The sequence below is a fragment of the Thalassobius sp. Cn5-15 genome, from assembly GCF_022347685.1.
Lineage (GTDB): Bacteria > Pseudomonadota > Alphaproteobacteria > Rhodobacterales > Rhodobacteraceae > Thalassobius.
In genome coordinates this window covers 205,448-220,493 of record NZ_JAKRGF010000003.1, presented here as the reverse complement: position 1 = coordinate 220,493, position 15,046 = coordinate 205,448, and the positions used below count along the sequence as shown (strand labels likewise).

Annotated in this window: 12 protein-coding genes; 5 read left to right on the top strand and 7 right to left on the bottom strand. The window is 60.1% G+C overall.

What is annotated here, in order from left to right; translation table 11 throughout:
* Positions 1–63: 63 nt before the first annotated feature.
* Entirely contained in the window at positions 64–1,440 is a 1,377-nt protein-coding gene (rimO, locus tag MHM86_RS09175; protein WP_239198181.1) for a 30S ribosomal protein S12 methylthiotransferase RimO, read from the bottom strand.
* A 139-nt stretch (positions 1,441–1,579) separates the two neighbouring features.
* Between rimO and MHM86_RS09170 the strand changes: the two genes are divergently transcribed.
* A complete protein-coding gene (locus tag MHM86_RS09170) occupies positions 1,580–3,535 on the top strand; it encodes an AsmA family protein (RefSeq protein WP_239198179.1) in 1,956 nt (651 codons plus the stop codon).
* Between the two features lie 15 nt (positions 3,536–3,550).
* Here MHM86_RS09170 and MHM86_RS09165 read toward each other — a convergent pair whose 3' ends face one another.
* Positions 3,551–4,036, bottom strand: a complete 486-nt coding sequence (locus MHM86_RS09165; protein WP_239198177.1) for a lytic transglycosylase domain-containing protein — start codon at positions 4,034–4,036, stop codon at positions 3,551–3,553.
* 189 nt (positions 4,037–4,225) lie between these two features.
* Positions 4,226–4,819: a GcrA family cell cycle regulator gene (locus tag MHM86_RS09160; RefSeq protein WP_239198175.1), complete on the bottom strand. Its 594-nt coding sequence runs from the start codon at positions 4,817–4,819 to the stop codon at positions 4,226–4,228.
* Between the two features lie 151 nt (positions 4,820–4,970).
* Between MHM86_RS09160 and MHM86_RS09155 the strand changes: the two genes are divergently transcribed.
* A complete protein-coding gene (locus MHM86_RS09155; RefSeq protein ID WP_239198173.1) occupies positions 4,971–5,810 on the top strand; it encodes an ABC transporter permease in 840 nt (279 codons plus the stop codon).
* Positions 5,811–5,820: 10 nt separating this feature from the next.
* Here the strand turns inward: MHM86_RS09155 and MHM86_RS09150 are convergent, their stop codons facing one another.
* The gene (locus MHM86_RS09150; RefSeq protein ID WP_239198171.1) at positions 5,821–6,717 is read right to left on the bottom strand and encodes a DMT family transporter; all 897 of its coding nucleotides are present in this window, start codon (positions 6,715–6,717) and stop codon (positions 5,821–5,823) included.
* A 368-nt stretch (positions 6,718–7,085) separates the two neighbouring features.
* Between MHM86_RS09150 and MHM86_RS09145 the strand changes: the two genes are divergently transcribed.
* Positions 7,086–8,255 (top strand): aspartate aminotransferase family protein, encoded by a 1,170-nt coding sequence (locus MHM86_RS09145; protein ID WP_239198169.1) that lies wholly within the window; start codon positions 7,086–7,088, stop codon positions 8,253–8,255.
* A 64-nt stretch (positions 8,256–8,319) separates the two neighbouring features.
* Positions 8,320–9,246, top strand: a complete 927-nt coding sequence (gene argF, locus MHM86_RS09140; protein ID WP_239198167.1) for an ornithine carbamoyltransferase — start codon at positions 8,320–8,322, stop codon at positions 9,244–9,246.
* A gap of 79 nt (positions 9,247–9,325) precedes the next feature.
* On the opposite strand, the gene MHM86_RS09135 is transcribed toward argF, so the two are convergent.
* The 3 genes from MHM86_RS09135 to hrpB all read right to left on the bottom strand — a co-directional run bounded on the left by MHM86_RS09135 (position 9,326) and on the right by hrpB (position 13,913).
* Positions 9,326–10,804, bottom strand: coding sequence for an inorganic phosphate transporter (locus MHM86_RS09135; RefSeq protein ID WP_239198165.1), 1,479 nt, complete (start codon positions 10,802–10,804; stop codon positions 9,326–9,328).
* Positions 10,805–10,890: 86 nt separating this feature from the next.
* Entirely contained in the window at positions 10,891–11,349 is a 459-nt protein-coding gene (locus MHM86_RS09130; protein ID WP_239198163.1) for an NUDIX hydrolase, read from the bottom strand.
* A gap of 119 nt (positions 11,350–11,468) precedes the next feature.
* Entirely contained in the window at positions 11,469–13,913 is a 2,445-nt protein-coding gene (hrpB, locus tag MHM86_RS09125) for an ATP-dependent helicase HrpB (RefSeq protein WP_239198648.1), read from the bottom strand.
* Between the two features lie 146 nt (positions 13,914–14,059).
* On the opposite strand from hrpB, the gene meaB reads away from it, so the two are divergent.
* Positions 14,060–15,040, top strand: a complete 981-nt coding sequence (gene meaB / locus MHM86_RS09120) for a methylmalonyl Co-A mutase-associated GTPase MeaB (protein WP_239198161.1) — start codon at positions 14,060–14,062, stop codon at positions 15,038–15,040.
* Positions 15,041–15,046: the final 6 nt, after the last annotated feature.

Genomic DNA, 15,046 nt, shown 5'->3' with positions numbered 1-15,046 from the left:
TCACCTTTAAGGGATATTTAGGAAAGTTAATCTAATATAGCAATGATGCTTAGCATCCTCCGCTCACGCCTTCACCTGACCCCACAGATCATATTCGCCAGCCTCGTCCACTTCAACGCGGACAATGTCACCCACAGACAGCCCCTCGGTGCCCTCATCGATAAACAGGTTGCCGTCAATTTCCGGTGCGTCGGCTTTGGTGCGGCAGGTGGCAATACCGTCTGCGTCGATCTCATCCACGATCACGTCCATAACCTGACCAACCTTCGCGGCCAGTTTTGCCTCGGAAATAGCTTGTGCCTTTTCCATGAAGCGTTCCCAGCGCTCTTGTTTTACCTCGTCGGGTACATGATCGGATAGCGTGGCAGATCGAGCGCCTTCGACGTTTTCGTACTGAAAACAGCCAACGCGATCCAGTTGTGCCTCATCCATCCAATCCAGAAGGGTCTGGAACTCAGCCTCCGTTTCTCCGGGGTAGCCGACGATGAAGGTGGAGCGCAGGGTGATGTCAGGGCAGATGCCACGCCATTCAGCGATGCGGTCTAGTGTGCGTTCGGCGGCTGCGGGGCGGGCCATGCGTTTCAGCGTGTCGGGATGGGCGTGCTGAAACGGGATGTCCATATAGGGCAGCACCAGACCGTCGGCCATCAGTGGAATCAGCTCGCGCACATGGGGGTAGGGATAGATGTAGTGCAGTCGCACCCATGCCCCCAGCGACCCCAGATCTCGTGCCAGATCGGTGATGTGGCTGCGATGGCCGCGCTCTGTTTCATGCTTGCGGTCCAGACCGTAGGCAGAGGTGTCCTGCGAAATGACCAGCAGTTCCTTCACCCCGTTTTCCACCAGTTTCTCTGCCTCGCGCATTACCGCGAAGGCGGGGCGCGACGCCAGCTTGCCGCGCATATCGGGAATAATGCAGAATTTGCAGGCGTGGTTGCAGCCTTCGGAGATTTTCAGATAGCTGTAATGGCGCGGTGTCAGGCTGACGCCCGATGCAGGCAACAGATCTACAAATGGGTCAGGGCTGGGCGGCACGGCTCCGTGTACCGCATCCAGCACCTGTTCGTACTGATGTGGTCCGGTTACGGCCAGCACCTTGGGATGAACACCGGTGATATATTCAGGATCCGCCCCCAGACAGCCGGTCACGATGACCTTGCCATTTTCGTGGAGGGCTTCTCCAATCGCCTCAAGACTCTCGGCCTTGGCTGAATCCAAAAAGCCGCAGGTGTTCACAATCACCGCATCGGCGCCCGCGTATTGTGGCGAGATGCCGTAGCCTTCGGCGCGTAGACGGGTCAGGATTCGTTCACTGTCCACCAGTGCCTTTGGGCAGCCGAGGGACACCATGCCAATCGTTGGCTGGCCGGCACGGGGGGTGTCGGAAAACTGCGCACGCGGGGCGAGGTCGGGGCGGAGGTCTGGCGGATTGCTGGTCATGGCGGGCATATAGTTGAGGTGGGGGGCGCTGGCAAAGGCTTTTGCGCTGAAAATGGTGATCTGATCCTTTGGTTTGTTGTTCCTGGCGGCTGTCTGGCTTAGGTTTTTGAAGAAGAGGCATAGCATTAGGGGTAGGCAGATGCGCTGGTTGGTTCGGGTTGTTTTGGTGTTGGCGCTGCTGGTGGTCGTTGGGTTGGCCAGTCTGTTGCTCTTACCCGGTGAGAGGATCGCGCGTGTCGCGCTGGATCAGATAGAGGCGCAGACAGGGCGGCGGGTCACGCTCCTTGGGGATGTGCAGCTGAGTTACTACCCCATCCTCGGCGCGCGTACCGGCGCGGTCGAGATTGCGAATGCTGATTGGTCCGACAATGGTCCGCTCCTGCGGACGGAAGCGATGAAGATCGGCGTTGATCTGGTCGCGCTTATTGCCGGCGATATCAAGATTACCGGTCTGGAGGTTCTGTCGCCGGCCGTATTGATGGAACGCCATGCCGATGGTCGCGCGAATTGGGAGATCGGGGTGGATGGCGTCAGCCCGTCGGGACAGAACGCGTCTGCAGCGGCCAGTGAAAACGCGCTGGCCCTGTCGTTGGACCGTGCATTGGTCACTGGTGGCAGCCTGCGCTATCTGGATCACGCTGCGGGTACGGACCTGACAGTTAGGGATTTGTCGCTCGACCTCAGCTGGCCGATTTATCGCGGCGCGGCGGGGTTTGCCCTCACAGCGCGCCCCACAGGGATGGAGGTGATCAGTGTGAGCGGTGACATCGCCGATCTGGCCGCCCTGATCGAGGGGGCGGTGACGGGTGTCACCGCGAAGGCTGCGCTGGGCGGTGCGACGGCGGCCTTTGACGGTGTTGTCGGTGCGCCGGGGCAGGTGCAGGGCAGCGTTGCGGTGAAAACGGAAAACACCTCGGCAGCCCTTGCTGCGGCGGGCGTTAAGGGTGTTGCGGTGCCGCGTGGTTTGGGACAGCAGGTGACGCTGGCGGGTCATCTGACGCTGACGCAGGACATGAAGCTCAGCCTGCGCGATATGGTGCTGCAACTGGATCAGAACCGGTTCAGCGGCGCGGTAGATGTGGATCTGACGCCGTCGCGCCCTGTCGTGACCGCGCGCCTGAAGAGCGGAGCGCTTGATTTCACCGGCCTTGCCAGCGGATCGCGCGTCTCTGGTGAAACGGCAACACAGGTCGCGAACACGAGCGACTGGTCCAAGGCGCCGATTGATGCCTCCGCGCTTAGTCTGGCCAATGCGGATCTGACGCTGACTGCACCCTCAATTGCGCTACCGAGCCTTAGGTTCCAGGCGCTGGACCTGCGGGCGGGCATTGACCGATCGCGTGCCGTGGTCACGCTGAACGCGCTGCAGGGGTACGGTGGCAGCTTTGCCGGGCAGGTGGTCGCGAACAACCGTGACGGCCTCAGCGTTGGTGGCAATGTAACTGCGTCAGGGGTGGAAATGCAGCAGTTGCTGGGCGATCTGGCAGGCATCACTCGCTTTACCGGGCGCGCGGCGGCGCAACTGTCCTACCTTGGCGTCGGGCAGAGCGTGCATCAGATCATGAACTCCCTTTCAGGAAACGGCGCGATCAACATGGGGCGTGGCACGATTGAAGGTGTCGATCTGGACAGTCTTATGCGGCAGGGTTTGGCGACGGGTGGTACCACGGTTTTTGATGAGTTGAGCGCCAGTTTCAGCATGAAAAATGGGGATTTGAACAATCCTGACCTGTCACTTAAATTGCCCCGCATTTCCGCTACGGGCGAAGGGCGCGTTGGCCTGGGCAAGCGGGATATCGACTATCTGTTCGCACCACAGATTAGCAGTCTTGAGGGGCAGCGTGGCATCGCTGTGCCGGTGCGCATCCGGGGGCCGTGGGCCAGCCCCAAGGTCTGGCCGGATCTGGAGCGGGCGATCGATCTGAACCTGCAGGAAGAAAAGAAAAAGGCCGAAGCCAAAGCCAAGGCCAAGCTGGAAGAGGCAGTGAAGAAAGAGCTGGGCATCAAGCAGGAAGAGGGACAAAGCCTTGAGGATGCGGCCAAAGAGCAGTTGGAGAAGGAGCTGCTGAAAGGCCTCGGCAACCTCTTCAACTAGGATCAGCTATTCGGTTCAGGGCCGCAGGCCTGTTTCCCGCAACAGGCCGCGGCGCTTCGCCTCGTAGTAATAGCCGCGGGCGTACCAGTTGACGGCCGTCGCCTCATCCCCGTCGGACACCAACCACGCGCCGCGCAAGTATTTTACAGCGTATTTCAGGTTCGTCTCTGCATCCAAGAGATCATTGGGCTGGCCGCGAAATCCCATGCTGCGCGCGGTTGCGGGTAGGATCTGCATCATCCCCCAATAAGGCCCGTTGCGGGCACTGGGGCGATACATGCTTTCACGCTGAACCACGCGGTGCACCAAGCTACGCGGTACCTCATAGTGATCGGCATATTTGTTGATCAACGACCGGATCTGCGGCGTTTCATTGGGGTAAAGCGGTGGCTCGCTTGGGCGCGCAGGCGGGGCAGGTTGCGTGCTACCGCAACCGGTCAGTGTCAGGCCAGTCAACGCCAGCGGCGATAGCATCATAAAACGACGGGAATACTGGGTCATCACTCACCTCCAAGTGTGGCCAAACTAGGCAGATCGCTGCCCGATGCCTAGGCTCTATTCCCATCGCTGTGCCGCGCTGGCTATTTCCCGCCGTTCTTTCAATGATCCCAAAATACTCAATCCCCACACAGAAAAACGCCCCACACCGTGAGGTGCAGGGCGCTGAATTCTCGATCATGGCGGCCGGTATCAGCGACGACGATCGCGTCGCGAGGACATCGGCTGGAACGCGACGCCAACATGCGCTTCGCAGTAGGGCTTGCCCGCCTGCACAGGCAGACCGCAGAACCAGAAGTCTTCGGTTGCAGGGTCACCGACGGGCCATTTACAGGTCCGTTCGGTCAGTTCCAGCAGGCCCAACTTCTTCGACTTCTTTTCAACCTCGTTCACCTTTGCCAAGGCTTCAGGGCTAATCTCATTGGCCGAAGGCTGCGGTGGCAGCGGTTGACCTGCAGGAATGATTGCCTTGCGCGCGGGGCTCACCGCTGGACGCGGGGTCGGTACCGGCGCAGCTGCGGCGGGTTCTGGCGCGGGCGCTGCGGCCTCTTTCGGCTTTGACTTAGCCGCAGCCTCTTTCTTAGGGGCGGGCTTTGCCTTTGCCTCGGTCTTGCTGGCATCAGCGGCACTGGCGCTGGTGGCACGATTCGACAGGCCAAGGCGATGCACCTTGCCGATCACCGCATTGCGGGTCACGCCGCCCAGTTCTTTGGCGATCTGACTTGCAGATTGGCCTTCGCCCCACATTTTCTTAAGCAGTTCGACGCGTTCGTCGGTCCAGGACATGCCGGTTCCCTTCGTAAAAGACGGCCCGTAGGAATCGAGCCGCCCTGAAATTTTTGATCAGCCCCTATTCTAGCCAACAGGGCCTGAGTTACAAGGCGTCGAATCAGACCATGCGCCTGCGTGGCCATGACAGCACAAAGGACACCGCCCGATGCAGAGCCAAGCCACCCCCGACCATAGCGCAGACAGCGCTTTTGCCAGCCAAATGGGCGACCGTCGGTTTGGCCGGTTCAATTGGCTGGGCATGGTGACATTGGGGCGCCGAGAAATCATGCGCTTCCTTGCGGTCTGGACGCAAACGCTCCTGGCGCCGCTATCGACCGCGGCACTGTTTCTGATGATCTTCTCTGTCGCCATCGGCAAGGCACGCGGTGAGGTGATGGGCCTGCCCTTCACGCATTTCATCGCGCCGGGCATTTTGATGATGACGGTGATTCAGAACGCTTTTGCCAACACCTCTTCCTCTATCGTGATCTCCAAGGTTCAGGGCAATATCGTCGACACACTGATGCCGCCCCTGTCGCCGCTGGAACTGGTGCTGGGCTATCTGGCCGGCGCAATTGCGCGCGGTGTGATCGTGGCGCTGTTGCTGTGCGCGGGGTTGATGCTGTTTCTGGGAATTGTACCTGCGCATCCGTTGATGGCGCTGCTGTTTGTGGTGCTGGGTGCGGCCCTCCTTGGGGCGGTGGGCATGGTCGCGGGGATTTATTCCAACAAGTTCGACCAGATGGCGGCGATTACCAATTTCATTGTCACGCCTTTGGCATTTCTGTCCGGCACCTTCTATTCGGTGGAGGCGCTGCCGCCGTTCATTGCGCGGCTGACTCACTTCAACCCGATCTTCTATCTGATTGACGGTGTGCGTTTTGGTGTTGTGGGCGTGTCTGACAGCGCACCTATGTTGGCGTTGGCCGTCTCGGCAGGCAGTGCGCTGGCGGTTTCCGCCCTTGCATGGGCCATGTTCCGCAGCGGCTATCGCCTGAAAAGCTGATCGCGCCGGCCTAAGGAAAGGCGCGCGCGGCTGCTAGCGCCTCTCGCCATGCCAGTAGGGCAGCTCCTGAGATGATGATACCGGCACCAAGGTAGGAGATCGCGTCTGGAATCTGCGTAAAAACGGCCCAGTCGTAGAGACTGGCAAAAACCAGTGTGGCGTAGGAAAACGGCGCGACAAAGCTGGTTTCGGCCCGCGCAACCGCATTGATGAAACAGGCCTGGGCCATCGCCATGCACAGGCCCAGGCTGCCCATCACCGCCCATTGTGCCATACTGGGTACCTGCCAGAAAGCGATCACTGCCAGTGATGAAATCACCACCCCCAGACCGTTGTTGATCAGCAGAATTTGAAATGGCCCCTCACGGCCTGCCAGCTTCTTGATAAAGATGATCTCCATCCCGAACAGCAGGGCAGAGGCCAGCGCAATCAGTGCTGCGGGCTGAAAACTGTCCGGCGTCGGGCGTAGCAGCACCAGGGCCCCGATCAGCGCAACACCGGCTGCTGCCCAACGCCACGGCCCCACCCGTTCCCCTAAGAGAGGGATCGCCAACATCATCGCAAACACCGGGTTGAGGAAACTGATCGCCGTTGCATCCCCCAGCGGAATAAACGTTGCGGCTGCAAATAGGCAGCTGACCCCTCCCCAACCAAATAGTGTGCGACCCAAATGCAGATGTAGCGCCGGGCGGCGCACCCGCAGCCGGACGACCACAGCCGCTGTGGCATAAAACAGAAAGGCAAATATAAACCGACCATGGCTGATCTGTAGCGGGTGCAGTGGATCCCCCAGTGTGTCGGTTCCCAGTGCCTTGGCCATCAGGGTGGTTGCGGCCATGAAAGCGGTGGAGGACAGCATCAGCACCATCGCAAGGCGCGGATTCGGGGCGGGAATCTGGGGAATCATGATCTTGGGACCGGATTTGTTCGACCCGCCAGCTTTCCCGCCGTTTATGCCACGGCACAAGGTGCAAAAGAGTGTCATTATGATGAATGGGCGGTCATTTTTGCGCAAAATGATCAGTTTGTAAAAATATGCTTTGCATTCTGACCGCTGCGCCTTATGCAAGGCGCCATGTTCAAACGACGCCATATCCTAACCAGCCGACGCCGACGCACCAGCGTCTGACGTCCGTTGCCGCGTGCTTGCAGGTGAAATGACCGCAGGACCGCTGTTTGAACCGCCGAATGCCGGCTCTCTAAGCTGAAATTGTTGACACCCATGCCCTCGTAATGCTTGTTCGGGGCTTCTGACAGAATAAGGATGATCCTATTATGATCGCTTCCGTCTTGCCGACCTATTCCCGTGCCCCTTTGACCTTCGTTAAAGGCGAAGGCAGCTGGCTGATCGAGGCGGATGGGCGACGTTTTCTGGATCTGGGCGCGGGTATCGCGGTGAACGCTCTGGGCCACGCCCATCCGGCTTTGGTGGAGGTGCTGAGCACGCAGGCGCAAAACCTCTGGCATGTGTCGAACCTTTACCAGATACCGCAGCAGCAGGCGCTGGCCGACCAACTGGTCGATCACAGCTTTGCGGACACAGTGTTTTTCACCAACTCCGGCACCGAAAGTTGCGAGCTTGCCGTTAAAATGGCGCGCAAATACTGGTATGAGAAGGGCCTGCCAGAGAAAGTAGAGATCCTGACCTTTGAAGGCGCGTTCCACGGTCGGTCCTCTGCCGGCATCGCGGCGGCTGGTTCGGAGAAGATGACCAAGGGTTTCGGTCCCTTGCTTGGCGGGTTCAAATCGCTTCCTTGGGGCGATCTTGATGCGGTAAGAGCCGCGATCGGCGATGAAACCTGCGCTATTCTTGTCGAACCCGTTCAGGGTGAGGGCGGCATTCGCCCGATGGCGGATGCGGATCTGCAGGCGCTGCGGGCCATCGCGAATGATCACGACCTGCTCTTGATCCTCGATGAGGTGCAATGCGGTGTTGGCCGCACTGGCAAACTGTTTGCCCATGAATGGGCAGGCATCACGCCTGACATCATGATGGTTGCCAAAGGTATCGGCGGAGGCTTCCCGCTGGGCGCGGTTCTGGCCACTGAGGAGGCTGCCAGCGGCATGACTGCAGGCACCCATGGGTCCACCTACGGGGGCAACCCACTGGCCTGCGCCGTGGGCAGCAAGGTGATGGAAATTGTCGCGGACCCCGCATTCCTCGACAGTGTGCGCGCCAAAGCGGGCCTGTTGCGCCAGCGCCTTGAAGGGCTGGTGGCCGAAAACCCCGAAGTGTTCGAAGAGGTACGCGGCACCGGTCTGATGCTGGGTCTGAAGTGCAGAGCCGTGAACATCGACGTTGTGAATGCCGGTTACGCCAATGAGGTGATCACCGTCCCCGCCGCCGACAATGTGATCCGTTTGCTGCCGCCTCTGACGCTCAGCGACAATGAAATTGACGAGGCGATCACCCGCCTTGATGCCGCGGCCAAGAGCCTCGGCTAAGCCAAGAGTTTGACAGATATGCGAGGGCCGATAGATCGCGCCTCGCCTCAAGAAAGACGATGATATGAACCACTTCCTTGATATTCACAAAACCGACCCTGCCGATCTGCGGACCATGATCGACACAGCGCGTTCCGCCAAAGAAGCGCGTCATGGCCTGCCCAAAGGCACGCCGGACGCTGACCTGCCGCTGAAGGATCATATGGTCGCGCTGATCTTTGAAAAACCTTCGACCCGGACGCGTGTCAGCTTTGATGTGGGCGTGCGCCAGATGGGCGGTCAGACCATGGTGCTGTCCGGCACTGACATGCAGCTGGGCCACGGTGAAACCATTGCCGACACAGCCCGTGTCCTCAGCCGGTATGTGGATCTGATCATGATCCGTACGTTTGAGGAACAGACGCTGCTGGAAATGGCGGAATACGCCACCGTGCCAGTGATCAACGGTCTGACTGATCGCACCCACCCCTGCCAGATCATGGCTGATATCCTGACGTTTGAAGAACACCGCGGCTCGATTAAAGGCAAGAAGGTGGTCTGGTGTGGTGACGGCAACAACGTCTTTGCCTCTTTCGCGCACGCTGCGGGGCAGTTCGGCTTTGATCTGACCTTTGCCGGTCCAGAAACGCTGGATCCCGAAATGGTTTTTGTTGAAGAGGCCCGCGCTAAAGGTTCAAAGGTTGAGATCATGCGCGATCCCCTTGCCGCTGTTGAAGGCGCCGATTTGGTGGTCACCGACACTTGGGTCAGTATGCACGACCCGCAGTCGGCCAAGGAACGCCGCCATAATCAGTTGCGCCCCTATCAGGTGAACGAGGCGCTGATGAGCCACGCCAAACCTGACGCACTGTTCATGCACTGCCTGCCTGCCCACCGTGATGATGAGGCGACTAGCGCTGTGATGGACGGTCCGCATTCGGTCATCTTTGATGAAGCCGAAAATCGTCTTCATGCGCAGAAGGCAGTAATGCGCTGGTGTCTTGGTAAGTAAGCACACCACCGTGTAGCACCATAAAAAAGGGCGGCTTCGATTAGGCCGCCCTTTGTTGTTCTGTCAATATGTGTGCGGCTTAGCCTGCGATGGAGTAGAGCAGGGTAAAGATCGCGGCCGACATACCCGCAGCGGCAGGCACGGTGATGACCCAAGCGGCCACAATGGTCATGAAGTGGGACCGGCGCACCAGCTTGCGGCGACGACGCTCCTCGGCGGTCACGGGCTTCACCGCTTTGGTGGCCAGATTGCGCTGACGGCGGCGTTCCATATGCCATTCGCGATAAAAACCAACACCGAACACACCGCCCACGGCAATGTGCGTCGACGAAACCGGCAGGCCCAGCCAACTGGCCACAATAACGGTGATCGCTGCCGAAAGCGCGACACAGTAGGCGCGCATCGGGTTCAGTTTGGTGATCTGGTTGCCGACCATGCGGATCAGTTTCGGACCGAACAGGAACAGGCCGAAGGAGATACCGAAGGCGCCGATGATCATCACCCAGCTGGGGATCGTCACTTTGGCCGCAAAGTCGCCGAACTCGATTGCGTGCACAATTGCCGCCAGCGGGCCAACCGCGTTGGCCACATCGTTGGCGCCATGGGCAAAGGACAGCATCGCCGCAGAGAAGACCAGCGGCATGGCAAAGACCACTTTCAGCGACTTGTTGCGGTTTTCCAGACCTTCGGACTGGCGACGGATCAGCGGTTTGGACATCACGTAGCTCAGCACACCCATGCCAAGACCGATCAGCAGGGCGGTGGTGATATCGATCTTGATGATCTTTTTCAGGCCCTTCAGCGACAGGTAGGCGGCAAAGGCGGCAGCCATGATCGCGATCAGCACCGGCACCCAGCGACGGGCGGCGGCGATTTTATCTTCTTGGTAGACGATGCGGGCCTTGATGAAGGCGAGGAAAGCCGCAGCAATCACGCCGCCCAGCACCGGCGAAATTACCCAGCTGGCCGCGATTTTACCCATTGTAGGCCAGTTCACAGCCGCCATGCCCGCCGCAGCGATGCCTGCGCCCATCACGCCGCCGACGACGGAGTGGGTGGTGGAGACCGGTGCGCCAACCCAAGTTGCAAGATTCACCCAAAGGGCAGAGGAAACCAGCGCTGCCATCATCGCCCAGACAAAGACATCGCTGTCCTGAATGCCTGCGGGATCAATGATGCCTTTGGAGATGGTGGACACCACATCGCCCCCCGCCAGCAGCGCGCCTGCGCTTTCAAAAATGGCGGCGATGATGATCGCGCCACCCATGGTCAGCGCGTTGGCCCCTACTGCGGGACCCATGTTGTTGGCCACGTCGTTGGCGCCGATATTTAGCGCCATATAAGCGCCAAAGGCGGCGGCGACGACAACAATGATCGACCCCGACGCACCGCCAAAGAAAACGCTGGCGGCCAGACCTGCCAGCAGGATGAAGATCAGCGCGATCCCCGGGGCGATATAAGGGCGTGCGATATAGCCCGCAGCCCGTTCGAATTGCGAAATGCGCCCCAGATCCTTGTCGAGTGTGGGCCAGTTTTTTCCGGTTGGTTGGTCGCTCATGACAGTCACCTTGCAAAAGTTGCCAGCGGCCTAGTGGCCATGGCTCTTTTAGGCAAGGGATTCGTCACAAAAGTTACAAAAAAACGTTACAAACGTAGCAGCAGATCTTTCAGCCCCATTTCGTCCACCCGCTCGGCGGCTTCTGCGGGGGTGAACCACTTGCGGCGGCGCTGACCCAACTCGGGGTAGGTTTTGGCAAGGCTGTCCACTTTCAGCAGATACACATGGGCCTCAATCGGGGTGACGATGCCTTGCGCGCCAGCCTTGGCGTAGCGATAGCTGCCGATCGGCTTGGGCGAAATTTTCTGCGGTTTTATACCGGCCTCTTCCCAGGCTTCCTGCGCAGCGGCTTCGGCGTCGGTTTTGCCCGCCATTGGCCAGCCTTTGGGAATGATCCAGCGACCTGTCCCGCGTGAGGTGATCAGCAGCACTTCTTTGTCGCGGCCCTTACCGCGCACGGGCATGGCCGCCACCTGCACTTGCGGGGGACGGTAAAGAAGGGGTTGAACATATTCGTTCCAAGCTTTGCGCACGGTTTTTTGCATCGTTTTTGGCGTCGGTTCTAACTGCTCGCGCTGTGTAGCCTCTGTTATACACGTATTAATATATAGGAATTATGACATAGAGGAAAAGTGCAACTGGAATGCTTCTTTAAAGAAGTGCCTCAATTGCGACGTTTTGCACGCAGTGTCGGGTCAGCCTCTGTTGGATCTTCGGGCCAGGGGTGTTTGGGATAGCGGCCGCGCATGTCTTTGCGCACATCGGCGTAGGAACTGGCCCAGAAACCGGGGATGTCCATTGTGGTTTGGACGGGGCGCTGCGCGGGGGACAGAAGGGTCACGCGCAAGGGCGTGCGTCCCACCAGTGGGTGTGTCTTCTGACCGAACATTTCCTGTAGGCGCAGGCTGATTTCTGGCACCTCGCCGGAATAATCAATTGGGATCTGACGCCCCAGCGGCGTCGTGAAATACGCAGGTGCAGCGCGGTCCAGTGCCTGCATCTGATTCCAGTCCAGCATGGCGCGCAGGGCATTTAGGATATCAAACTTCTTCCACTGATCGGCGGTTTTGACCCCGCCCAGATGCGGCAGCAGCCAGTCGTCGATCGTGTCGATCAGCACAGCCTCTGACATGTCGGGCAGATCAGGCAGGGTGTCGCGCACCAACATCACCCGCGCGATGAACCTCTTTGCGGCATCCGTTGGTCGCAGCCCCAGATCGCGCACACCCTCCAGCATGGCCATGGTTACGGCATCCTCGGGCGCATCTTTCCAGATCCGGTCATCTAGCGCGATGGTGCCCAGCCGTTCCTGCTGTCGTGCGATCACGCGGCGTTCGCGTTTCGACCAGTTGCAGCTGTCGACCCAAGCGATCTGGGCGGCAAAGAGATTACGCAGCTCTGCCTCAGAGATCTGGATCGCCTGACGCGCTTTGGCTTCGCGCGGGTTACCGTCTAGGTCGGTGGCCACGATCAACCGACTGCTGGCCAGTGGGTCGTGATCCTCCATCACCGCGCCTTTACCGCCAGAGAGGACAAAGCGTGCCGCATCCCCCTTTCGCCGCAATCCGATGCGGTCGGGGTAGGCGAGGGCGGCCATTTCGGCGTCTGTATATTGTTCTGCGGGCTTGCCTGCTTGTCGCGCCAGACGTTTAGCTTCTTGCTTGATTCTTTCCACTGCGCCGCGATTGGCGGCATGGGGATGGCGGTCGCTATAGGCGCGGAAATCGCGGATAGCGGCGATGCGCAGGGATAGATCGGCGGGCGCAGAGCGGGCCAGCGGATCGCGGTCGGCCAGCAGCGCCGCAATGGGTGCTGCGTCAGGACCAGCAACGGTTAGCATATGGGCCAGACGTGGGTGTAGGGGCAGGGCGGCGATCTGACGACCGTGATCGGTAATCCGCCCCTGTGCATCTAATGCCCCCAGCATCCGCAACAGCGCCTGCGCCTCGGCAAAGGTGCCCGCATTGGGTGGGGTGAGGAAAGGCAGATCTTCCGGTCCTGCGCCCCACAGTGCCAGTTCCAGCGCCAGACCGGACAGGTCGGCGGTGTCAATTTCGGTAGGGGGGAAGGGGTGCAAGCCGCCCTCTTCTCCCTTGGTCCACAGGCGATAACAGGTGCCCTCCGCCACACGGCCTGCCCGACCTGCGCGCTGGGTGGCCTCGGCCTTGGTCACTTTCTCGGTCACCAGTCGCGACATGCCTGACCCGGGATCAAAACGGGCGCGCCTTGCCCGGCCAGCGTCGACCACGACGCGGACATCCTGAATGGTCAACGAGGTTTCCGCGATGGAGGTCGCCAGCACAACCTTGCGGCCTTGTCTCGCGGGTTCGATTGCGGCGCGTTGCTTGGCAAACTCCATCGCGCCAAACAACATGTGTAGCGAACACTCAGGCGGCAGGCGGTCGCGCAGTAACGCCTCGGTGCGCCGGATCTCTCCCTCGCCTGGGAGGAAAACCAGAACACCGCCTTCGCTTTCCGATACGGCCTGCGCAACCAGTTTGGCGCATTCCTCTGGCAGGCGGTGTTTTGGCGGCAGCGGGCGGTCCAGCCATTTCAGGTCCACGGGATAGGCGCGGCCTTCGGATGTGATTACAGGCACATCGCCCATCAATGCCGCTACGGGGGCAGCGTCCAATGTGGCTGACATGGCCAGCAGGATCAGATCATCGCGCAGCGCTTCGGCAATTTCCAGACACAGCGCAAGGCCAAGGTCGGCGGTGAGGGAGCGTTCGTGAAATTCATCAAAGATGACAGCACCGATGCCTTTCAACTCGGGGTCGGACTGAATCATGCGGGTCAGGATGCCTTCTGTCACCACCTCGATGCGGGTCTGGGCGGACCGCTTGCTTTCACCGCGAATGCGGTAGCCGACGGTCTGTCCGAGTGGCTCCCCCAACGTATCTGCCATCCGTTCTGCCGCCGCGCGGGCGGCAAGCCGGCGGGGCTCCAGCATCAGAATGCGGCCTTCTGTCAGCCCCGCCTCCAGCATTGCCAGTGGCACAACGGTGGTCTTACCGGCACCGGGGGGCGCCTGCAGCACAGCGCGCCCCTGATCCGACAGTGCGGTGATCAGCTGAGGCAGAGCGTCTTGGATGGGCAGTTTGGGCATCTTTTGGGTCATGGGACGCTTATCCCGCAACAGTCGGGGTGGGTAAAGCGGTGGTTGCCGCGAAACCCAGTGGCGCGGCACGTTACTGTAGACAGGCGGACGTCAGATTGGCAGAAACACGGGCAGTAGAAAGAGAGGGGCAGGGCATGGATATTCAGGGTTTAGGCGATAAGGTTGTGGCGCAGGACCGACGCGCATTGGCGCGGGCGATTACCTTGGTTGAAAGCAGCCGCGCTGATCATCGTGAAACCGCCGCCGCCCTGATTGAGGAGATCCGCCAGAAATCCCCCCGTCAGGCGCTGCGCATTGGCCTGTCCGGCACTCCGGGGGTGGGTAAATCGACCTTCATAGAAAGTTTCGGCACCTTTTTGACCGAACAGGGCCTGCGGGTGGCTGTTCTGGCGGTGGACCCCAGTTCGGCGCGCTCTGGCGGTTCGATTTTGGGAGATAAGACGCGGATGGAGCGGCTCAGCCGCAACCCCAATGCCTTCATCCGTCCCTCGCCCAGTCAGACGCATCTGGGCGGCGTCGCGCGGCGCACCCGCGAGGCGGTGGCGCTGTGTGAAGGGGCGGGGTTTGACGTGATCTTGATTGAAACCGTTGGCGTCGGTCAGTCTGAAACTGTGGTGGCGGAGATGTCGGATTTGTTCATCCTGCTGCTGGCCCCTGCAGGCGGGGATGAGTTGCAGGGGGTGAAGCGTGGTATCATGGAGATGGCCGATATCATTCTGATCAACAAAGCCGATGGTGACCTAAAAGCCACTGCCACGCGCACCTGCGCTGATTATTCCGGTGCCCTGCGCCTGCTGCGCAAACGCCCACAGGATCCCGAAGGCTTCCCCAAGGCGATGACGGTGTCGGCGCTGGAAGAGGACGGGTTGTCCAAAGCCTGGGAAGAGATGCAGGCGCTGACTGATTGGCGGCGAGAGGCTGGCCATTTCGCCGGTCGCCGTGCCGCGCAGGCTCGTTTCTGGTTTGAGGAAGAGGTGAAGCAGGCACTATTGGCACAACTGCAAGCGCCAAGGGCCCGCACTGCGATGGATCGGCTGGGCCAAGAGGTGGCGCAAGGCGCGGCCAGCCCGACGGCTGCCGCCCAGCAGATGCTGGATGCGCTGACCAAAGAGTAAGGCAGG